The organism is Arthrobacter sp. BF1 (assembly GCF_056680215.1).
Map to the genome: position 1 here is coordinate 4,118,116 of NZ_CM155271.1, position 19,938 is coordinate 4,138,053.

The following is a 19,938-nucleotide window of genomic DNA, read 5'->3' on the forward strand; positions in this document are numbered from 1 at the left end:
ATCCCCCTCCCCCGGGCCCCCTCCGACGCTCTCTCACTTAATGCGCGTTTTTTGGCGACGCTCTCTCACTTGACGCGCAGCGGCGCGTGGCTGCTGAGGCAACCACGCGCCGTCGGACTGTTTCAGGCGCCGTTGCCGACGGTGAAGTAGTTGTGCACCTCGTGGAAAGTCATCTTCGGCGGACCGGCAAAACCGGCCTCCGCCGTGAGCGGGCCCATCTTGTCCCGGGCAAAGGCATCGAACTTCTCACGACTCTCCCAGACGTCCGTGACCTGCAGGCCTTTGTCCGTCATCGTGGCCCAATGCGAGATGGATCCCTCCGGCCCGGCTCCGCCCGGGGTGAGCCCCATCAACCTGTTGACCTGGTCATACTGTTCAAGACTCGTGCCCTCGAACTCCATGACTATTGCGACCGCCATAACGACTCCCTTGTCGTGCAGGCCCACCCACAAGGGCGGACTGCGAATGGATAGATAGGGCCTTGTCTACGCCGGGCGCCCCAAAGCGTCAAGAGGCGGCGAGAGCCGCCGGGCCGTATTCCGCCCCGGTCAGAGCGTGAGCTTCATGCCCTCGTGGCTCGCATCAAAGCCCAGGCGCTCGTAGAACCGGTGGGCGGCCGTGCGCGACTTGTGCGTGGTCAGCTGCATCAGCGTGCAACCACGACGCCGGGACTCGTCGATTGCCCACCGCACGATCAGGTTCCCGATGCCTTGGCCGCGGAGGTTCGCATCAACGCGAACGGCCTCAATCTGCGAGCGCCAAGCCCCCTGCCGGGAGATGCCTGGCAGGAAACTCAGCTGGAACGTGGCCACCACGGGACCTTCCACGGTGCCGGGTGCAATTGTCCCGTGCGCAACCGCACCGGCCGGCACCAACTCCCCGACGACCAGCAGATGGGACGGGTCTGCATCGATCGCTGCGAAGGCCTGCTCGTACGGCCTCATGTCCTGGCCCTGTTCACGGGTGGTGCCCATGGCATCATCTGCCAGCAGGGCAACAATGGCGGGCAGGTCCGCGGGTGAGGCGAGGCGGAGGCGGAAGGTCCCGCCGTCGACGTCGGCGGTCAGCAAAAAGGTGGGCGCATCTGGGTTCCGGGTCACGCCGCCAGCATTCCACAGCCGCCGGTGTACGGTGGTAAAGCTGATTTTGTAACCGCCGTCACCCTTACCGGCGGACCACTCGAAGGATTTTGCACATGTCTGACCAGACAACCACGGGGCAGAGAACTGCCTCCAGCCGGGACAGCGAGCCCCACCTTTCACGTTCGCTGAGCAACCGGCACATCCAGCTCCTGGCCATCGGCGGTGCGATTGGCACCGGCCTGTTCATGGGCTCCGGCAAGACCATTTCCGTGGCCGGCCCCTCCGTGATCTTTGTGTACATGATCATCGGCTTCATGCTGTTTTTCGTCATGCGCGCCATGGGCCAACTGCTGCTGTCCAACCTGAACTACAAGTCCTTCAGCGACTTCGCCGGCGATCTGCTGGGCCCCTGGGCCGGCTTTTTCACCGGCTGGACCTACTGGTTCTGCTGGGTGGTGACGGGAGTCGCCGACGTGATTGCCATAGCCGGCTACGCCAACGAACTGTGGCCCGGCGTCCAGCTGTGGATCCCCGGCGTCGCCACCATCGTGATCCTGCTGCTGCTCAACCTGCCCACCGTCAAAGCGTTTGGTGAGACGGAGTTCTGGTTCGCCCTCATCAAGATCGTTGCCATCGTGGCCCTGATCGTCGTTGGCCTGGTGATGATCTTCACCGGCTTCACCTCCAACGCCGGCACAGCGAGCTTCACCAACCTGTGGAGCCATGGCGGGTTCTTCCCCAAGGAGTTCATGGGCTTCGTGGCCGGCTTCCAGATCGCCGTCTTCGCGTTCGTGGGTATTGAGCTCGTAGGCACCGCCGCAGCCGAAACCAAGAACCCGGAGCACAACCTTCCCCGCGCAATCAACGCCATTCCCCTGCGCGTGATGCTCTTCTACGTAGGCGCCCTCATCATCCTGATGTCCGTCACACCGTGGACCGAGTTCCAGGCCGGCCACAGCCCCTTCATCGGCATGTTCTCCCTCGCCGGGTTGGGCATGGCCGCGATGGTGGTCAACCTGGTGGTGCTGACGTCCGCGATGTCCTCCGCCAACTCGGGGATCTACTCCACCTCGCGCATGGTGTTCGGGCTGGCCCAGGACGGCGACGCCCCCAAGCTTTTCGGCCGCCTTTCCAGCCGCAAGGTTCCGCAGAACGCCCTGTTCCTGTCCTGTGTGCTTCTGCTCGCCGGCGTAGCCCTGCTCTACGCGGGCAAGGACGTTGGCGTGGCGTTCGACATGGTCACCACCGTCTCCGCCGTCTGCTTCATGTTCGTGTGGTCCATCATCCTGGCCAGCTACCTGGCGTTCCGGAGGCGCCGGCCGGAACTGGCCAAGTCATCCGCGTTCAAGATGCCCGGCGGGATTCCGATGGTGTGGGTTGTCTTCGCGTTCTTCGCCTTCCTGCTCTGGGCGCTCACAACACAGCCGGACACGCTGACGGCGCTGCTGGTGACCCCGGTCTGGTTCGCAGTACTCGGCGTGGCGTACGCCATGGTCCGGAGGACGCCGCTGCACCAGGCCCGGGTGGCCGAGTGGAAGGCAATGGCCGACGCCGAAACCTCCGCCGCCGCCAACCAGCCCGCCTGACCATACCCCTACCCCCACCCCGGACGCTCTCTCACTTAGTGTGGGTTTTCGGGCAACGCTCTCTCACTTAATGTGGGTTTTCGGCAAACCCTCTCCCACCGACTGGCGGGAGAGGGTTTGCCGTTTCTGGCGCACGCGGTCCTTGTGATCCGGCCCGGCCCGTGTTTGGCTGAGGAGCCGGCGTTGGCACAAGTCACTCAATGGGGGAGGGCCTGGAATGGATCAGAACGTGGTCTCTGGATTGCCAAGGAAAACTCTGCGGGCAGGAATTATCGTGGGTGCCATCGGTGCGTTCTCGGTCATCCTGGCTCCCCAAATCATGCAGTCGCTGATGTTTGGACCGGCCTACTCACAGGCGCTGGGCATAGTCTTCCAGACCCTTTTCCAGCTCGTCACGTTGTTCTTCCTGCCGTTTTCTGCCGCCCTGATCGCTGCGTCGCTGGTCATGCGCCATCTTGATACGGCACTGCCGCCGAGGACGCACGCACTAATCGACGCTCCGCCGCCAACAGAGTAGGCGGCCGCTTCAGCCCCGTAAGACGCCCGACGTCGGCACTCAGGGGAAGTGCCGCCGTCGCGCGTTTAAGTGCGAGGGCGTTTCCGCAAACGCACATCAGGTGCGAGAGCGTTGCCGAAAAACCCGCGTTAAGTGAGAGAGCGTTTGGGTCAGGCGAAGTAGACGCCGATGCGGTTGCCGTCGATCTCCTCGATCCGGATGTCGATGTCGTAGACGTCGTGCAGCATGGCGGCCTGCATGATCTGCGCAGGGCTCCCCTGGTGGATAAGGCGGCCGTTCTTCATGGCGAGGATAGTGTCCGAGTAGCAGGACGCGAAGTTGATGTCGTGGACCACCAGAACGATGGTTTTGCCCAGCTCGTCGGCCAGCCGGCGCAGCAGCCGCATCATCTCCACCGAGTGCTTCATGTCCAGGTTGTTCAGCGGCTCGTCCAGGAGCAGGTATTCGGTGTCCTGCGCCAGGACCATGGCGATGTAGGCGCGCTGCCGCTGGCCCCCGGAGAGCTCGTCCACGAACTTGTCCGCCATGGCGCTCAGGTCCAGGTGCGCGATGGCCTCCTCTACCTTGGCAAGGTCCTCCACGGTGGGGCGGCCGCCCGAATGCGGGAACCGGCCGAACGCCACCAGGTCGCGGACTGTCAGCCGCATGGTCAAGTGGTTTTCCTGGCGGAGGATCGCCATGGTCCGGGCCAGGTCTCGGCTGGGCGTCGCCGCGATATCCAGCCCGGCAACCGTCACGGCGCCGGTTTCCAGCGGCTGGAGCCGGCTGATCAGCGACAGCAGCGTGGACTTGCCGGCGCCGTTGGGCCCGATGATGGACGTGATGCCGCCGCGGGGAATCACGCAAGTGACGTCGTCGAGGACCTGCTGGCCGCCATAACTCTTGGAGACGTTCCGGACGTCAATCATTTCAGCGAGCCTTTCAGCAGGAGGTAGAGGAAAAGGATGCCGCCGGCGAACTCGATGACCACGCTCAGCGCGGTGGCGAAGCCGAAGACCCGTTCCAGGATCAGCTGCCCGCCCACCAGGGCCACGGCACCGATCAGCACCACGATGGGGAGCAGCCGGGCGTGGTTGAAGCCGCGGCAGAGCTGGTAACCGAGGCTGACCACCAGCAGTCCGAAAAAAGTCACGGGCCCCACGAGGGCGGTGGACACGGCCACCAGCAGCGAACAGGCCAGCAGGATCCGCATGACCACGCGGCGGTGATCCACCCCCACGTTGATCGCCAGTTCGCGGCCCAGAGCCAGGACGTCCAGCGTGTGCCGGGCACGCCACACACCCACACAGACGCCGGCAATGACCACCGCGGAGACGCCCAGCAGGGCAGGATCCACGTTGTTGAAGCTTGCAAAGAAGAGGTCCTGCAGGATGATGAACTCGCTAGGCTCCATCAGCCGCTGCAGCAGCGACGAGAACCCCCGGAACAGGCTGCCCAGGATGATGCCCACGAGCAGCAAAAGGTGCAGGGACCGGGTGGCGCCGGTGAACATCCAGCGGTACAGCAGGGCGCTAAAGGCCACCATCAGGACAACTTCGACGCCGAACTGCACGGTGGGCGGCGCAGCGGTCACTGCCGCGGCACTCACGGTGAACACGAGCGCCGTCTGCACCAGGATGTAGAGCGAATCGAAGCCCATGATGGACGGCGTCAGGATCCTGTTGGCGGTGACGGTCTGGAAGAGCAGCGTGGAAACACCCACCGCCACGGCCACCAGCAGCATCGCGGCTACCTTCAGGGCCCGCCGCGGCAGCACGTAGCCCACGTTGCCTTTGAGGTCGCTGAACAGGAAGAAGGCGACGGCGGCGATGGTGGCGGCGAGCAGGATGCCGATCACCAGCTTTGGCGGGGCGTTCCGGATGCCGGCCCGCAGGCGTGCGAGCGGCTTGAGCGCGGCGGGTTTCGGGGTGGACGTATCAAGCGTGGATGCGGCGGGTTCAGGCATTGCGTTTCCTCAGGACCAGGACGAGGAACAGGATGGCGCCCACCACTGCCATCACCATGCCCACGGGAACCTCGTAGGGGTAGCGGATGGTCCGGCCGATGATGTCGCAGACCAGCACAAATCCTGCCCCGAAAAGTGCAGTCCAGGGCACGGCGCGGCGCAGGTTGTCACCGAACAGGAGGGAGACGATATTGGTCACCACCAGGCCGAGGAAAGGCACTGCGCCCACGGTGGTCACCACCACTGCGGAGATCAGCGAGACGATGACCAGTCCCAGCCGCATGGTGCGGTTGTAGTTGAGGCCGAGGTTGGTGGTGAAGTCCTCCCCCATGCCGGCCACGGTGAACCGGTCGGCGGCCAGCAGCCCCACGAGCATCAGGGCGGCCACAATCCACAGCAGCTCATAGCGCCCGCGGAGCACCCCGGAGAAATCCCCGATCATCCAGTTACTCAGGGTCTGCAGCAAGTCGTAGCGGTAGGCGAAGAAGGTGGTGACGGCGCCAATGACCCCGCCCAGCATGATGCCCACCAGCGGGATCAGGAGGGTGTTCCGGGTGGGCAGGCGCCGCAGGATGGCCAGGAACAGCGCCGTGCCTAAGACGGCGAAAACACTGGCGACGCCCATTCGAAGGAGGATCGGCGCCGTCGGGATAAGAACGGTGACCACCAGGATGCCCAGCGTGGCGGATTCGACGGTGCCCACGGTGGAGGGCTCTACAAAACGGTTCCGGGCCATCAGCTGCATGATCAGACCCGCCACGGCCACCGACATTCCAGCGAGGATCACGGCCAGTGTGCGGGGGACGCGGGATACCCAGAAAATCTCGACGGCGGCCGGGTCACCTGCCAGCAGCCCGGGCAAGGACACGTCACTGACCCCAACGAACATGCTGACGGTGGCGAGGGCCAGCACCACGGCGGCAGCCGCAGCCAGCCCCGCGTACTCGCGGGACCTGCTGCGGCTCACGGGCGCGCTGGTCCGCGTGGCTGTCGCTGTCAATGCTTGGTCAGTCTCTAAGTGTTCGGTCGTTGTGGAGGACTCAGGCCACCGAATCGGCAACAGCTTCAACCATTGCCTGGACGTTGTTCAGTCCGTAGCCCACGGTGTACCAGGCGGCGGGGTCCAGGCTGATGATTTTGTTGTTTTTCGCGGCGTTGGTCGACTTGACCAGTTCGTTGTCCAGCACCGGGTTGGCGGCGGCGGCTTCGGAGCCGATGGCGGTGTCGCGGTTGATAACGTAAAGCAGATCGGGGTTGACCTGCTTGATGTATTCGAAGGACACTGACTCGCCGTGGCTGCCCTCGGCCTTGACGTCGGCCGCGGTGGGCACGCCCAGCACGTCGTGGATGATGCCGAAGCGGGAGCCGGCGCCGTAGGCGGTTACCTCGCCGCCGGAGGTCAGGACGATGAGGCCCTTGCCGGCATCAGCGGCCTTGGCCTTGGTTGCGGCGATGGTGGCGTCAACCCCCGCCAGCTTCGCGTCCACGTCCGCTGTTTTGTTGAAGATGGTGCCCAGCTTCTTGGTCTGGTCCTTGAAGCTTTCCATCGGGTTCGCGGCATCGATGGACAGGTCGATGGTGGGGGCGATCTTGCTCAGTTCCTCGTAGGCGCCCGCGGTGCGGCCCGAGATGATGATCAGGTCCGGGGCGCCGGCGCTCACGGCTTCGAAATCGGGTTCCTTCAGCGAGCCGATTTTCTCGAACTTCGCGTCCACATACTTGGCGAGCGACGCGGGGTAGCTGGCCTCGGGAACGCCGGCAGGCTCCACGCCGAGCGCATCAAGGGTGTCCAGGACGCCGAGGTCGAACGTGAAAACCTTTTCCGGATTGACCGGCACGTTGGCAGTGCTGCCCTGGGCGTGTTCCACCGTGATGCTGGCGGTGCCCTCGGAGGCGGGAGTTGCCGTGGCGGTTCCGCCGCACGCAGTCATCGTCAGAAGCGCAACTCCCGCAGCCAGTGCCCCCAGGTAGCTCGAAAGCTTTTTGTTCACGTCAATCTCCACTCCGCTAATAACGTCACGTGTTTGTTGCCTAATGTCCCTGCACTTTATAAGTAAGGTAAGGCTAACTTCAAAACGTAAAGCCACTAGTTGACAAATTGTGAGAGGGATCACAACGCACGAGGCCGGCACTCGGGTGAGTGCCGGCGTCGTAGTTTGGTGCGAGAGGGTTCCCCAAGGACCCGCGTTAGCTGCGAGAGGGTTGCCGAAAAACCCGCATTAAGTGAGAGGGCGTTCCGGGTGGGGTGGGGGCTGGGGCGTTTAGGCCGGGGCCTTTGCCCCTTCCGCCTGGCGCTCCTCCACCAACGTGGACACTGGCGCGAACAGCGGGTGCTCGGGCGCCAGCCCGGTGATCCTGGCGGTGGCATCCGCAGGCGATGAGGACGCCAGGATCTGCGCAAGTTCGGTGGCCTCGGCATCGGCGGGGTCGTTGAAGCGGAGGGCCGCGGCAATGGCGCCCAGCAGGGCCTCCGGCATAATCCCGCGCTCGGCCAACTCAGCAGCCGGCCCGATGAACCGCTCGTGCCGGCTGAGTTTCCGCATCGGCGCGCGGCCCACGCGGGTCACAGTGTCCGGCAGGTGCGGGTTGGAGAACCGGACCAGGATCTTCTGGACGTAGGCTTCCTGCTCCTCGTTGTTGAAGCCGTGCTTGGCCACGAGCAGCTGCTTGGTTTCCTCCAATACCGCCCGGACGTCCTCTGCAACGTCCTGGTCGGCCATGGCATCGGAGATCTTCTCCAGGCCTGCCTCGAACCCAAGGTACGCCGCGGACGCGTGTCCGGTGTTTACGGTAAAGAGCTTCCGTTCGATGTAGGGCGAGAGGTCGTCCACGAACGTGGCACCCGGAATCACCGGCGCCGCGTCGCCGAAGGCGCTCCGGTCGATGACCCACTCGTAGAACGTCTCCACCGTGACATCCAGGCCCTGACCGGGTTCCTGGTTAGGCACGATCCGGTCCACGGCGGTGTTCGCAAAGACCGCCATGGAGTCCAGTGAGCCGGCGGCGTCGTCCCAGAGCGCGGCCACTTCGGTCCGCAGGGTGTCTGTGGCGTTGATGGCGTTCTCACAGGCCATGACCTGCAACGGCGCCAGCCCGGCCTCGCGCGCGGCGATGCCCTTGGTGATGGCGGGCGCCACGAACTTCAGGATGTGCGGACCCACAGCGGTGGTGACGATATCCGCCGTCGCGATTTCCCGCACCAGTTCCGCTTCCTGGGTGGCTGAATTCAACGCCCGGAAGTTGTCCACCATCCGGACTGTGGGGTTCTCCCCCACCTCGTTGACGTTGTAGCTGTCCGCTGCCGCCAGCTGATCAATGAGCGCCTCCGCAACGTCTGCGAACACCAGCTCATACCCGGCCTGGTGCAGCAGCAGCCCCACAAACCCGCGGCCGATGTTTCCGGCGCCAAAATGTACGGCCTTCACTATGCGTTGACCTTTCCGAACAGGTCCAGGACTTCTTCGACGGACGTCGCGGCCTCCAGCTGGGCCACCTGGGCCTTGTTGGTGAAGACCTTGGCGATGGAGGACAGGATCTGGAGATGCTCGTTGTTGATGCCGGCCACGCCCACCACGAATTTGACCTGTTTGCCGTTCCAGTCGATTCCGTCGGGGTAGCGGATGACGGAGACAGCGGACTTCATGATGTGGTCCTTGGCGGCGTTGGTGCCGTGCGGGATGGCCAGGAAGCTGCCCATGTAGGTGGAAACGGACTCTTCACGTTCGTGCATCGCGGCGATGTAGTCCTCGTCCACGGCGCCGCGGTCCATCAGGAGCCGGCCCGCTTCGTCAATGGCGGCGTCGCGGCTGGTTGCGCGGCCGTTGAGAATGACGCTGTCGGCCACCAGGATTTCGGAAGGCGCGACGGCGGCTGGTGCAGTACCGCTGTCAGCGGCAAGTGTTGCGTCAACCGGGGCGTCGGCCACGTGTGCTCCATGGCCCGCAGCGGCGGCGCCCGCGCCAGCTGCTCCGGCTGCTCCGGCTGTGGCACCGCTACCCGCTGCTTCCGGTGCGTTGCTTTCCTTGACCAGCTCCACGATCTCGTCGTAGCGGGGGCTGTTCATGAAGTTGTCCACGGAGAAGTGCACCGCGCTCGAGGTGGCCGGCTTGGCCCGCTCGGTGAGGTCCTGATGGGTGATCACAACGTCGTAGGTGTCGCTGAGATTGGCGATCGCCGCGTTCGTGACCTTGACCTCCGGGAACCCGGCAGCCTTGATCTTGTTCCGCAGCACCGAGGCGCCCATGGCACTGGAGCCCATGCCGGCGTCGCACGCGAACACAATGTTCCGTACGGGACCGGCCAGCACGGCCGTGCCGACGCCGGCACCTGCGCCCGCACCCGTCAGGACCGAGGAGACGGAGCTCTTCTTGCCCTTCATGCCCTCCATCTTGGCCGTTGCGTCGGTGAGGTCAGTCTCGTCGCTGTGCTTGGTGGTCTTCAGGATCACGGAGGCCACCAGGAAGGAAACCGTGGTGGCAAGAATCACCGCTAGGATCACCCCGACGTAGCTGTCACGGGATGTCTGGGCGAGCACGGCGAGGATCGAGCCAGGGGCTGCCGGCGCAACAAGCCCGGAGCCGGTGATGGCCAAGGTGGCAATACCGGTCATTCCGCCAGCGATCGCGGCCAGAATCAGCAGCGGGCGCATCAGGACGTACGGGAAGTAGATTTCGTGAATGCCGCCCACGAAGTGGATGAGGGCCGCGCCGGGAGCCGAAGCCTTGGCCACACCTTTGCCGAAGAACGTGTACGCCAGCAGGATGCCCAGGCCGGGGCCGGGGTTTGCCTCAAGCAGGAACAGGATGGACTTGCCCTGTTCGAGCGACTGCTGGATGCCCAGCGGGGTCAGCACGCCATGGTTGATGGCGTTGTTCAGGAACAGCACCTTGGCCGGCTCGATAAAGATGCTGGTGAGCGGGAGCAGTCCGTTGTTGACCAGGAACTGCACCACATTTCCGGCACCCGTGCTGAAGGCCTGCACCAGCGGGGAGATGCCGTAGAAGCCCAGCATGGCCAGCAGGCCACCCCAAATGCCGGCGGAGAAGTTGTTCACCAGCATTTCGAAGCCGGGGCGGATCTTGCCATCCCACAGGGAGTCGATCTTCTTCATGGTCCAGCCGCCGAGGGGGCCCATGATCATGGCACCGATGAACATCGGGATGCCGGCGCCCACAATAACGCCCATGGTGCCAATGGCACCCACCACGCCGCCGCGGACGTCGTAGACCATCCGGCCGCCGGTGTAAGCGATCAGGAGTGGCAGCAGGTAGGTGATCATCGGCCCAACGAGGCCAATGTTCGGCTTCCCGTCGGTCTCGCCGAAGCCTCCCAGCCCGGGGACCGGAATCCAGCCCTTCTCGATGAAGAGGGCGGTGATGAGGCCCCAGGCGATGAATGCCCCGATGTTGGGCATGATCATTCCGGACAGGAACGTCCCGAACTTCTGGACGCCGACCCGCACGCTGGCGCGGGGTTTTGCAACTGTCTCTGTTGCCATGTGATTTCCTAACCGTCATTCCTGCTGCTGCGCAGGATGGGTCCGATATTTACGACGACGTGCTGGTGGAGATCCGGTGGAGCCATTCGAGGAACAATTTGAGTTCCGAGCTTGAAAGCTGATCTGAGTGCGACGCCTGGAGTGCGGCATTCAAGGCGATCGCCGCCACCACCACCGAGGACCTCCCGGAGTTTTCGGGGGGTGTTCCTGCGGCCTGCTCCGTGGACACCGCAAAAATCATGGCGTCCCGGGTCATGGTGGACAGTTCAAGGTTCCGTTCGGCGGCGGGCTCCGCTATCAGCATGAGCGTCACGCCCACGTTGGCGGCCAGGATGGACCTGGCTGCCTCCCGTGGCTGGACATTCAGTTGGCCCGCAGCCGCTGCCTTGGTCAGCATTTCCTCCAGCAGCGCCTCGGCATCGGCAACGATGGCGGGGCGGCTTTCGGGGCGGATATTGCCGAACATCACCAAGTAGAGTTCCGGCTGCTTGAGCCCGAACAGGACGTGGTTGTCCCACATCCGCCGGATATCCTCCAACGGATGCCCGGACGGGGCGAAATCTCTTTCGCCCGCAACATACTCTTCAAAACCTGCGGCAACAACGGCGTCGAAGAGACCTTCCTTGTCACCGAAGTGGTGGTACAGGGTGGGCGCCGTGACCCCTGCCAGCTGCGTGATCTGGCGGGTGGAAACGGCTGCTCCGGCTGAATTTGCCAGCAATTCGGCTGCTGCTCGCAACAGTCGCATTTTGGGAGGAAGCTGGCCATCCAAACTCATAGCCGCTACCCTATCACCTATAGCATTGCTATATGAACTGAATCACATACAATTTTTTCAGGCACGTTTCCACCGCCGCACGCAGTAGTCGCGGCACCCCGGCATGGCGCCGGGGCTGTTCCGGGGCGCGCCTGGCTACCGGCAGAGAATGAGGACCTTCAGTGCAGACCTTTTCAGGAGTAGGCGTCAGCCCCGGCCGCATCATCGGAACCGTCCGGCAGATGCCTAAACCGATCAGCGAACCCCCCGCAGGCGAACAGCTGGCGGCCGGAACTTCCGCCGAAGACGCCACCGCAGCCCTGAAGGCCGCGTCCCAGGCCGTGCACGACGAACTGAAGGCCCGCGCCGCCCACGCCACCGGTGACGGCAAAGCGGTCCTGGAAGCCACGGCGCTGATGGCCAAGGACACCATGCTGATCAAGGGAGCCGCCAAGCTTGTGGCCCGCGGCACCTCAAGCGAGCGCGCCATCTGGGAGTCCGGCTCCTCGGTTTCGGAAATGCTCCACAACCTCGGCGGCTACATGGCTGAACGCGCCACCGACGTCCTGGACGTCCGCGCCCGCATCGTTGCCGAACTCCGGGGCGTGCCCGCTCCCGGCATCCCCTCCTCCAACACACCCTTCGTGCTGGTGGCGGAGGACCTGGCGCCGGCCGACACCGCCACCCTGGATCCGAACAAGGTCCTTGCACTCGTCACCGCCGGCGGCGGCCCGCAGTCCCACACCGCCATCATCGCCCGCTCCCTGGGCCTTCCGGCGGTCGTTGCCGCAGTAGGCGTGGACGAACTGGCGGACGGCACCGAAGTATTTGTGGACGGCGCCGCCGGAACTGTCACCTCAGAACCTGACGACTCCTTCCGTGCTGCCGCAGATGCCTGGGCCGCCACGGCCTCCCTGCTGTCCGAGTTCACCGGCACGGGCACGACGGCGGACGGTCACCTGGTGCCGCTGCTCGCCAACGTCGGCGGCGGCAAGGACGCGGCAGCTGCCGCGAAGCTGGGAGCACAGGGCGTGGGGCTCTTCCGCACCGAGTTCTGCTTCCTGGAACGGGACACCGAACCCAGCGTGGAAGAGCAGGCCGCTGCCTACAAGAGCGTCTTTGACGCCTTCCCGGGCAAAAAGGTGGTCCTGCGCACGCTGGATGCCGGCGCCGACAAGCCGCTCCCCTTCCTGACCGACGCCACCGAGCCCAACCCGGCGCTCGGCGTCCGCGGCTACCGCACCGACTTCACCACCCCCGGTGTCCTGGACCGCCAGCTGGAGGCAATCGCGCTGGCGGAGAAGCAGTCCGAAGCAGATGTGTGGGTCATGGCCCCCATGATCTCCACGGCCGAAGAGGCAGCCCGCTTTGCCGCCATGTGCGCAGACGCGGGCATCAAGACTCCCGGCGTCATGGTGGAGGTTCCGTCTGCCGCGCTCACCGCCGAAGCCATCCTTCGTGAGGTGGCTTTCGCGAGCCTTGGCACCAACGATCTCACTCAGTACGCCATGGCCGCGGACCGCCAGCTTGGCCCGCTTGCCAGCCTGAACACCCCGTGGCAGCCGGCCGTCCTTCGTTTGGTGGGACTCACCGTGGAAGGCTCCCGCGCGGAAGGCAACAACAAGCCCGTGGGCGTCTGCGGTGAGGCTGCCGCTGACCCAGCCCTCGCCGTCGTCCTTACCGGGCTTGGGGTCAACACGCTGTCCATGACGGCACGGTCCCTCGCCGCGGTGGCGGCCGTCCTGAAGACGGTCACCCTCGCCGAGGCGCAGGAACTGGCCAAGCTGGCGCTGTCCGCGCCGAGCGCCACCGAGGCCCGCGCCTGGGTGCGGGAGAAGCTTCCCGTGCTCGAAGAGCTCGGGCTCTAAACAGCGCTCCGGCACCGCGCCGTTGCCAACCACCGCCCAGCACTAACCAGGAGGAACCATGCCCGAACGCATTGCCACCATCGCCAGCCGCTCCGGCCTGCACGCTCGCCCCGCCGCGCTCTTCGCCGAGGCGGCCGGGGACGTGGGAGTGGAAGTCACCATTGCCATGCAGGGCGAGCCGGCAGACGAGGCGCTGGACGCTTCCAGCATCCTGTCCCTGATGACGCTCGGCGCGGCGAAGGGCGACGTCGTGGTGCTCCGGGCAGAAGGTGACGGCGCCGATACGGCGCTGGATTCGCTGGTGAAGCTCCTGGAAACGGACCTCGACGCCGAATAGATCGCGCCGGAAAGAGTACGACGCCGGCGCTCACCTCAGGCGGTGAGCGTCGGGCAGCGCGTGTCAGGCGGGGATGCCGAAGCCGTCCACGGCCCTGGCCCAGCTGGTGATCGCTGCGGCGGCCGGTCCGGTGGCGGTGTGCTGAAAAACGTGGCCCTGGCCCGGGATTTCGGCGAGGCTTCCCTGGGGCGCCTGGGCTGCGAGCCGCCGGCACCAGTCGCGGCCGGCCACGGGGTCCCTGCCGCCACGCAGTACAAGCACCGGCTGACTGACGCCGGGTATCCGCGCCTCCAGTGGGTACTGCATCATCACGGGCAACTCGGTGAGATACCAGCGGGGGCCCGCCCGGAAGTAATCGGAAAAGACGATGGCATTCGCGGACAGGCTCTCGCTGAACATGGCGTCGCGGGTCAATGCCAGCGCCTGCCGCGCAACCGACTTGCGGCGGGGGTCCACCACCGGGCCCATCAGTACCACTCCGGCTACGAGTCCGGGTTCCTGCAGCGAAAGTTCAACGGCATGCTGGGTCCCCATGGAGTGACCGATCACCACGCAGGACGTCACGCCGGCGTCAGAAAGCGCGGCACTGACAAAGGCTGCGTACTCACACACCGGCACCTGGCGCGTGGGCCGGGGCGCATCACCGAAGCCCGGGAGGTCAAAGGAGTGGACGTCGGCCGTCAGTGCCAGCTCCTGGTGCAGGCGCGCGAGGTAACGGTGGGAAACACCGATCCCGTGCAGCAGGACAAAGGTCCGGCGGGGTGCGTCGGCGTGAGGCGCCACGGAAGAATAGAGCCGGCCGGCCAGACCGCCAGCTTCGATATCCAGCCCACCAGTAAGTTTCACCCAGCGAGCATACCGCCCGCCACTGTTCGCGCCGGTTAGGGTGGGGGCATGGCACTGATAGCTCCCCGGATGACTGCCGGCCTGCCGGCGGAAGACGCAGGCAAACTGCGGCAGGCACTGGAAGGCGGCCACGACATCACCGTCTTCGTCGACGGCACGGTCCACCGGCTGACGCCCCAGGCGAGGGACGCCGTCGTCGACCTCCTCAGCCGGTTCGGCCGCGGCGAAGCGGTGACCGTAAGCAGCGTGGAGGAAATGCTCACCACCTCCCAGGCCGCCGAACTCGCCGGAATTAGCCACACCTATCTGCGCAACATGACCGATCGCGGCGAGATCCCGGTGGAATACCGCGGCACGCACCGCCGGATCAGGCTGGCCGCCATTATGGCCTGGCTTGAGCAGCAGAAGCACAGCGAGCAGGCGAAGCAGGCCGGTCAGCCCGCTGCAACCAGCTAGATTCGTGGACGTGCCGCCCAGCGGCGCATCTTCAGCGCGGCGTGGAGTTCCAGCCGGGGCATGCCCTTAAGGGGGTCTACGCCGAGAAGCTGGCGGATGCGGCCCAGCCGGTTGTACACGCTGCTGCGGTGGAGGTGAAGTTTGGTGGCCACGTCCTGGACCGAGCCGTCGTTGTCGTAGATGAGCTCCAGGACCGGGAGGAGCTCGTTGTTCCGGTCGTGGTCCTCCAGCATTCGAACGTAGACGGACCCGGTGTCCGTCCAGGCGCCGGCTCCTCCGCCGGCTGATGCCAGCAGTTGGTAAACGCCCGTGGCCCGGCAGTCCACCAGTTCGCCGAGCTGGGGATCCACGGCGGCCGCCTGTGCTGCCTGCCGTGACTGCCGGTAGGCCTCTGCGAGCTCGCGCGGCCGAGCAAACCCCTCGCTGATGCCCAGGATGATGCGGTGCACCGGCCGGCCAGAGCGTTTGGCCAGCTCAAGCTGGTAGTGGACCAAGACCTGGGCGTGGTTGGCGCGTCCCACGGACTCGCTGAACAGCACCACGGAGTGGGTTTCCGTACCCGCGCTGAAAAGGGCCATGTCCACCCCCACCGTGGCCTGCAGGGCGGCCGAGCTGTGAATCAGCGTGGACGCAATGGGGTCGGGGCCGCCCGCCCAGCCATCGGCGTCAAGCACGGTCACCACCTGCCACGGACCCTTGCCTTGGATTTCCTTCCAGCCCGCCACGGCGGCCACCGCGTTGGCGTCGCCGGAGCAGGCCGCCAGGAACTCGCGTTCACGGCCGCGCCTGAACTCAGACTCTGCCGTGTTGGAATCCAGGAGCAGGCCCGAAAGCAGCTCGATCTCCCGGGTCACCGCCGGCAGTTGGGAGACGATCGCCGCCGGGTTCTCCTCCGCCGAGTCCTGCTGCACCCATAGGTAGCCCACCCGGAACCCGCGCACCATCAAAGGAACGCACACCCGGCCCAGCATGCCCAGGTCCGCATTGGCCGGGATCACTACCGGGCGGACCGCCGTCGCGATGCCATGGGACAACTGCCACGCACTGACGTCGGCGGGCACCCTTTTGCTCAACAGGAAGTTCACCCGCACTTGGTCAGCATGGGACTGGTTGGAGCTGTAGGCGAGCAGCAGGCCGTCCAGGTCTTCCAGCGAAAGTCCGCGCCCAAGCTTCTGGGCCACCTGCTCCACGAGCTCTTCCACATCCTGCTGCATGGGCTAACCCTACTGCCCTGCGGGCTCTTCGGGCGAACGAACACGAGGCGACACCTGACGCCCTCAGGCTAAACATTTGTCGAACCCTGAAATCCAAAATTCCCGGAATGGCGCGGGGGTTTCCTGCCCGGAAGTCAGGAACGCTGTCAGCTGGATCACAGTCGGATTTATTCTGGAATCACAACCTTCCCCGCAATTTCGGACCTACCCGGTCCGAGAACATGGAGCCCAAAATGATCATCGGTGTCCCCAAAGAGATCAAGAACAACGAATTCCGCGTCGCCATCACCGCTGCTGGTGTTAACGAATTCCGCACGCACGGCCATGACGTCCTCGTTGAGCGCGGGGCAGGGCTCGGCTCGGGGATCACGGATGAGGAATACGCTGTCGCCGGTGCGGAGATCGTGGCCGACGCCGATGACGTCTGGGCCCGCGCCGACATGGTCATGAAGGTCAAAGAACCCATCAAGGCCGAGTACCACCGCTTCCGCAAGGGCCTGATCCTGTTCACCTACCTCCACCTCGCTGCCGAGCCCGAACTTACCCAGGAACTCATCAACTCCGGCGTCACGGCCATCGCGTACGAGACCGTTCAGGAAGGCCGCACGCTGCCGCTGCTGGCCCCCATGTCCGAGGTGGCCGGGCGCCTTTCCGTGCAGGTGGGCGCCACGTCCCTCATGGCACCGGCAGGCGGCAAGGGCGTGCTCCTCGGCGGCGTTCCGGGCGTCCGTCCCGCCAAGGTGGTTGTCCTTGGCGCCGGCGTGGCCGGCACCAACGCTGCTGCCATGGCCCTGGGCCTGGGCGCGGACGTGACCATCCTGGACATCAACATCAACCGCCTCCGCGAACTGGATGCCCAGTACTCCGGCCGGCTCAAGACCGTGGCATCGAACAAGTACGAGATCGAAAAATCAGTGGTGGACGCGGACCTGGTGATCGGCTCCGTCCTGATCCCCGGCGCCAAGGCACCCAAGCTGGTCAGCAACGAACTCGTCTCACGCATGAAGCCCGGCTCCGTCCTCGTGGACATCGCCGTGGACCAGGGCGGCTGCTTCGAGGACACGCACCCCACCACGCACCAGGAACCCACGTACAAGGTGCACAACACCATCTTCTACTGCGTGGCCAACATGCCCGGCGCCGTGCCCAACACCTCAACGTACGCTCTGACCAACGTCACCCTCCGCTACGCCGTGGCACTGGCCAACCTGGGTGTCAGGACCGCCTTCGACCGCGATCCCGCCCTCGCAGCCGGCCTCAACATCGCCGGGGGCCACGTGGCACACCACTCTGTCTCCGAGGCCCACAACCTGCCCCTCGTCGCGGACTGGCACGAACTGGTTTCGGCTTAGTCGTACCGCTGCGCTGAATGACACGCATCCTCTGCGTGCGCCCCACCGGCCCCCTAGCCTCGCAAGCTCGGCAAGGGAACCCTGCCGGCGTGGGCCCACTTCGTCGCTCTGACGCACGCTGCCGGATGCCTGTCGTTCAGCGCTGGTGGTTGAGCTCGTCGAAACCCGACAGGCTCAACCACCAGGGTCGTTAAGCCAGCGCCCGGGCTTCTTCTATTAACTTGAGGACCTCGACGGCGTCTGCTGGGTTTACTGGAAGGGGCATCGCGGAGGCCGAGCCGCCGTCGTCGATCTTGGCTGCCAAAATCCGGTAGAACTCCGGGTAGGCGCCTCGCTCCGTCGGCAGCGCATCCAGATGGCCGTCGCGGCCCAGCTTCCCTGACCATTCGGGCGCCTCGACACCGTATTCCGCGTCCAGCGGCCCTCCGCCGGCCACGATGTAAGGCTCCTGGGGGTCCACACCATGCTTGGTAAAGCCGCCGGCTGAGCCAAGGATGCGGAACCGCGGGCCCTGCTGGGCGCACAGCATGTTCATGCTCAGGTGGCTGAGGACGCCCGACTCGTGCCGCAAAATCACGAATGCATCATCGTCGGCCTTCTCCTCGGGACGGCGGATCTGAAGCTCAGCGTGGGCCACCACCGCCGGGCCGAACAACTGCAGCGCCTGATCAATCAGATGCGTGCCGAGGTCGAACAGCACGCCGCCGCCGTCCGCCGCCGTGGCACTGGCCTTCCACGCCTTGGAAATTGCCGGCGACCAGCGCTCGAAGCTGGACTCGAAGCGCGCGATGCTGCCCAAGACTTCCCCGGCGAGCAACTTGCGGACCGTCAGAAAATCGCCGTCCCAGCGCCGGTTGTGGAACACCGTGAGCACCCGTCCCAGCCGCCCGGCCAACACAATCAGCTCCCGGCCCTGGGCGCTGCTGACGGCGAACGGCTTGTCCACCACAACGTCCAGGCCCGCCTCCAGCGCCGCCTTCGCCAGCGGAAAATGGGTGGCCGGCGGGGTCCCCAGCACCACGAGGTCAAGGTCACCGGCGAGCTCAAGGACAGCACCGCCGTCGCGCACTGTTTTGACTCCCGGGTACCGCTGCATCGCCCCAGCCTGCCGGCCGGCGTCGGACGTTGCGATGACGTCCAGCGAGTAGCGCGGGTCCGCCGCAATGAGCGGCGCATGGAAGACGCTCCCCGAGAGGCCATAGCCGACGACGGCAGTCCGGATAGGGCGTTCAGATTCGGTCGAGGTCATGGGAAAACCGTACCTGCACGTTTGCGACTGTTAGTTCGCCATGGAGGCTTTTCGCAGCTCGGTTGGCGGATTTAGGCGGGCGCATCGTGAGTCAGGGTCGTGGAACCGGGGCTATCAGCGGGGCCGTGAGCGCGTCGGCGGCCGCGATCGCACCAGGGACTGCCCGGATGGGGGCACCCAGTCTGGTCGCCGCCGCGCGGGCGGAGTTCGACTCGAGGAGGTCCTGCACCGCACTTCGGATCGCAGCCGGATCGGCGTCCTTCGGCAGCGTCGTTCCCGCGCCCGCGCCCGTGACTGCCTGGGCGATGGCTGGCTGGTCGAAGTAGGGGCTCATCGGCATGACGAGCAGCGGGATTCCGTGTGCAAGCGCCTGCATGGTCGTGGCGTGTCCGCCGTGCCCGATGACCAGAGAGGCCTGACGGATCACCTCGGCGTGCGGGACGAACCGGCGCACCACCGCGTTGCCCGAGGGGTGCAGTGTGGTGGGGTCGACAGCTGGCCCGGTGGTGAGGACCACCGACACCGGGAGCGTCGCGGTCGCGTCGAGGATGGCTTGCAGTGCCTCCTGCTGTCCCTCGATGTAGGTAGTGCTCAGACTCACGAGGACCGTCGGCTCACCGGCATGGGTGTCCTGGTGCGGCCCTGCGGTCCCTGGGAGGACGGGACCGGTGTATCGAACCCTGTCCGGAAGGGATGCGTTCCCGGCGGGGTCGAGCTCCCGCAGTGTCGTGACGAGCACGCTGTCCGCTGCGGCGTACGCCTCTTGCGGATCAAGGCCCCACTGCCGAAGCAGGGTGCCGAGACCGCCGCCGTTCAGTGCGCGGTCGAGTACCGCGTAGAAGGTGTGCACGAGCGGCACGTATGGGATCCCTGCCTTGGCGGCGATGTCCATCGAGCCGATGAGGAGGCCGTCGATCACCACGCGGTCAGCCCCCGAGGCGGCCGCCAGGGCAGTCAGATCCTCGCCGATGCCCCGGTCGGCGAAGACCTGGGCGTAGTCGAGCGGGGCGGTCGGTCCGGAGTGCGGGTCCAGGCATGACCAAGGCCCGGCGGACTCGGCTGCATGAAAGGCGAAGCCTGCCGCCTCGAAGGCGTCGCGCTGGACCTCGTGCCCGAGGAACCGCACGGCATGGCCTCTGCGCCGCAGCTCGGCGGCGATCCCGAGGGCGGGCGGCACATTGCCGCCACCGTCCCATGTCACGAACAGCAGGCTGGACATAGCATTCTCCTTC

The 19,938-nt window shown here is 65.5% G+C and carries 19 protein-coding genes; 6 read left to right on the plus strand and 13 right to left on the minus strand.

What is annotated here, in order from left to right; all coding sequences use genetic code 11:
• Positions 1-122 precede the first annotated feature (122 nt).
• Both AC1MCD_RS19340 and AC1MCD_RS19345 read right to left on the minus strand, forming a co-directional pair.
• On the minus strand, positions 123-419 hold the full coding sequence (locus AC1MCD_RS19340) for a hypothetical protein (protein WP_498674380.1): 297 nt from the start codon (positions 417-419) through the stop codon (positions 123-125).
• 129 nt (positions 420-548) lie between these two features.
• Positions 549-1,100 (minus strand): GNAT family N-acetyltransferase, encoded by a 552-nt coding sequence (locus AC1MCD_RS19345; protein ID WP_498674383.1) that lies wholly within the window; start codon positions 1,098-1,100, stop codon positions 549-551.
• Positions 1,101-1,195: 95 nt separating this feature from the next.
• Between AC1MCD_RS19345 and AC1MCD_RS19350 the strand changes: the two genes are divergently transcribed.
• Together AC1MCD_RS19350 and AC1MCD_RS19355 are read left to right on the plus strand one after the other, a co-directional pair.
• Positions 1,196-2,668 carry an amino acid permease gene (locus tag AC1MCD_RS19350; RefSeq protein WP_498674385.1) on the plus strand — a complete coding sequence of 491 codons (1,473 nt, stop codon included), beginning with the start codon at positions 1,196-1,198 and terminating at the stop codon, positions 2,666-2,668.
• Between the two features lie 217 nt (positions 2,669-2,885).
• Positions 2,886-3,185: a hypothetical protein gene (locus tag AC1MCD_RS19355; protein ID WP_498674386.1), complete on the plus strand. Its 300-nt coding sequence runs from the start codon at positions 2,886-2,888 to the stop codon at positions 3,183-3,185.
• A gap of 149 nt (positions 3,186-3,334) precedes the next feature.
• Here AC1MCD_RS19355 and AC1MCD_RS19360 read toward each other — a convergent pair whose 3' ends face one another.
• The 7 genes from AC1MCD_RS19360 to AC1MCD_RS19390 form a co-directional block, all read right to left on the minus strand.
• Positions 3,335-4,093 carry an iron ABC transporter ATP-binding protein gene (locus tag AC1MCD_RS19360; protein WP_498674388.1) on the minus strand — a complete coding sequence of 253 codons (759 nt, stop codon included), beginning with the start codon at positions 4,091-4,093 and terminating at the stop codon, positions 3,335-3,337.
• On the minus strand, positions 4,090-5,130 hold the full coding sequence (locus AC1MCD_RS19365; RefSeq protein ID WP_498674389.1) for an iron chelate uptake ABC transporter family permease subunit: 1,041 nt from the start codon (positions 5,128-5,130) through the stop codon (positions 4,090-4,092). Before AC1MCD_RS19365 ends, AC1MCD_RS19360 begins: the two co-directional genes overlap by 4 nt.
• Positions 5,123-6,130, minus strand: coding sequence for an ABC transporter permease (locus tag AC1MCD_RS19370; protein WP_498674393.1), 1,008 nt, complete (start codon positions 6,128-6,130; stop codon positions 5,123-5,125). The genes AC1MCD_RS19365 and AC1MCD_RS19370 overlap by 8 nt, the downstream gene beginning before the upstream one ends.
• Positions 6,131-6,170: 40 nt before the next feature.
• Positions 6,171-7,121 carry a siderophore ABC transporter substrate-binding protein gene (locus AC1MCD_RS19375; RefSeq protein WP_498674394.1) on the minus strand — a complete coding sequence of 317 codons (951 nt, stop codon included), beginning with the start codon at positions 7,119-7,121 and terminating at the stop codon, positions 6,171-6,173.
• 270 nt (positions 7,122-7,391) lie between these two features.
• Positions 7,392-8,555 carry a mannitol-1-phosphate 5-dehydrogenase gene (locus AC1MCD_RS19380; protein WP_498674395.1) on the minus strand — a complete coding sequence of 388 codons (1,164 nt, stop codon included), beginning with the start codon at positions 8,553-8,555 and terminating at the stop codon, positions 7,392-7,394.
• Entirely contained in the window at positions 8,555-10,627 is a 2,073-nt protein-coding gene (locus AC1MCD_RS19385; protein ID WP_498674396.1) for a PTS mannitol transporter subunit IICBA, read from the minus strand. The genes AC1MCD_RS19380 and AC1MCD_RS19385 overlap by 1 nt, the downstream gene beginning before the upstream one ends.
• Positions 10,628-10,676: 49 nt before the next feature.
• The gene (locus tag AC1MCD_RS19390; RefSeq protein ID WP_498674398.1) at positions 10,677-11,405 is read right to left on the minus strand and encodes a TetR/AcrR family transcriptional regulator; all 729 of its coding nucleotides are present in this window, start codon (positions 11,403-11,405) and stop codon (positions 10,677-10,679) included.
• Positions 11,406-11,566: 161 nt separating this feature from the next.
• Here AC1MCD_RS19390 and ptsP point away from each other — a divergent pair, with 161 nt between their 5' ends.
• Both ptsP and AC1MCD_RS19400 read left to right on the plus strand, forming a co-directional pair.
• Positions 11,567-13,252, plus strand: a complete 1,686-nt coding sequence (gene ptsP, locus AC1MCD_RS19395) for a phosphoenolpyruvate--protein phosphotransferase (RefSeq protein WP_498674400.1) — start codon at positions 11,567-11,569, stop codon at positions 13,250-13,252.
• A gap of 58 nt (positions 13,253-13,310) precedes the next feature.
• On the plus strand, positions 13,311-13,589 hold the full coding sequence (locus AC1MCD_RS19400) for an HPr family phosphocarrier protein (RefSeq protein ID WP_498674402.1): 279 nt from the start codon (positions 13,311-13,313) through the stop codon (positions 13,587-13,589).
• Between the two features lie 63 nt (positions 13,590-13,652).
• Here the strand turns inward: AC1MCD_RS19400 and AC1MCD_RS19405 are convergent, their stop codons facing one another.
• Entirely contained in the window at positions 13,653-14,435 is a 783-nt protein-coding gene (locus AC1MCD_RS19405; protein WP_498674403.1) for an alpha/beta fold hydrolase, read from the minus strand.
• A gap of 48 nt (positions 14,436-14,483) precedes the next feature.
• Between AC1MCD_RS19405 and AC1MCD_RS19410 the strand changes: the two genes are divergently transcribed.
• Positions 14,484-14,891 (plus strand): helix-turn-helix domain-containing protein, encoded by a 408-nt coding sequence (locus AC1MCD_RS19410; protein WP_498674405.1) that lies wholly within the window; start codon positions 14,484-14,486, stop codon positions 14,889-14,891.
• Here the strand turns inward: AC1MCD_RS19410 and AC1MCD_RS19415 are convergent.
• Positions 14,888-16,105, minus strand: coding sequence for a PucR family transcriptional regulator (locus tag AC1MCD_RS19415; protein ID WP_498674407.1), 1,218 nt, complete (start codon positions 16,103-16,105; stop codon positions 14,888-14,890). The genes AC1MCD_RS19410 and AC1MCD_RS19415 overlap by 4 nt on opposite strands.
• 233 nt (positions 16,106-16,338) lie before the next feature.
• Here AC1MCD_RS19415 and ald point away from each other — a divergent pair, with 233 nt between their 5' ends.
• A complete protein-coding gene (ald, locus tag AC1MCD_RS19420; protein ID WP_498674409.1) occupies positions 16,339-17,457 on the plus strand; it encodes an alanine dehydrogenase in 1,119 nt (372 codons plus the stop codon).
• A 190-nt stretch (positions 17,458-17,647) separates the two neighbouring features.
• On the opposite strand, the gene AC1MCD_RS19425 is transcribed toward ald, so the two are convergent.
• Positions 17,648-18,706 (minus strand): Gfo/Idh/MocA family protein, encoded by a 1,059-nt coding sequence (locus tag AC1MCD_RS19425; RefSeq protein WP_498674411.1) that lies wholly within the window; start codon positions 18,704-18,706, stop codon positions 17,648-17,650.
• Between the two features lie 91 nt (positions 18,707-18,797).
• Positions 18,798-19,907: a glycosyltransferase gene (locus tag AC1MCD_RS19430; RefSeq protein WP_498674413.1), complete on the minus strand. Its 1,110-nt coding sequence runs from the start codon at positions 19,905-19,907 to the stop codon at positions 18,798-18,800.
• Positions 19,908-19,938: the final 31 nt, after the last annotated feature.

What these genes read in the sequence shown, in the direction of transcription:
- AC1MCD_RS19340 (WP_498674380.1), bottom strand. Translation starts at nt 419, where the DNA reads ATGGCGGTCGCAATAGTCATGGAGTTCGAGGGCACGAGTCTTGAACAG.
- AC1MCD_RS19350 (WP_498674385.1), top strand. Translation starts at nt 1,196, where the DNA reads ATGTCTGACCAGACAACCACGGGGCAGAGAACTGCCTCCAGCCGGGAC.
- AC1MCD_RS19355 (WP_498674386.1), top strand. Translation starts at nt 2,886, where the DNA reads ATGGATCAGAACGTGGTCTCTGGATTGCCAAGGAAAACTCTGCGGGCA.
- AC1MCD_RS19360 (WP_498674388.1), bottom strand. Translation starts at nt 4,093, where the DNA reads ATGATTGACGTCCGGAACGTCTCCAAGAGTTATGGCGGCCAGCAGGTC.
- AC1MCD_RS19365 (WP_498674389.1), bottom strand. Translation starts at nt 5,130, where the DNA reads ATGCCTGAACCCGCCGCATCCACGCTTGATACGTCCACCCCGAAACCC.
- AC1MCD_RS19385 (WP_498674396.1), bottom strand. Translation starts at nt 10,627, where the DNA reads ATGGCAACAGAGACAGTTGCAAAACCCCGCGCCAGCGTGCGGGTCGGC.
- AC1MCD_RS19390 (WP_498674398.1), bottom strand. Translation starts at nt 11,405, where the DNA reads ATGAGTTTGGATGGCCAGCTTCCTCCCAAAATGCGACTGTTGCGAGCA.
- AC1MCD_RS19400 (WP_498674402.1), top strand. Translation starts at nt 13,311, where the DNA reads ATGCCCGAACGCATTGCCACCATCGCCAGCCGCTCCGGCCTGCACGCT.
- AC1MCD_RS19410 (WP_498674405.1), top strand. Translation starts at nt 14,484, where the DNA reads ATGGCACTGATAGCTCCCCGGATGACTGCCGGCCTGCCGGCGGAAGAC.
- AC1MCD_RS19415 (WP_498674407.1), bottom strand. Translation starts at nt 16,105, where the DNA reads ATGCAGCAGGATGTGGAAGAGCTCGTGGAGCAGGTGGCCCAGAAGCTT.
- ald (WP_498674409.1), top strand. Translation starts at nt 16,339, where the DNA reads ATGATCATCGGTGTCCCCAAAGAGATCAAGAACAACGAATTCCGCGTC.
- AC1MCD_RS19425 (WP_498674411.1), bottom strand. Translation starts at nt 18,706, where the DNA reads ATGACCTCGACCGAATCTGAACGCCCTATCCGGACTGCCGTCGTCGGC.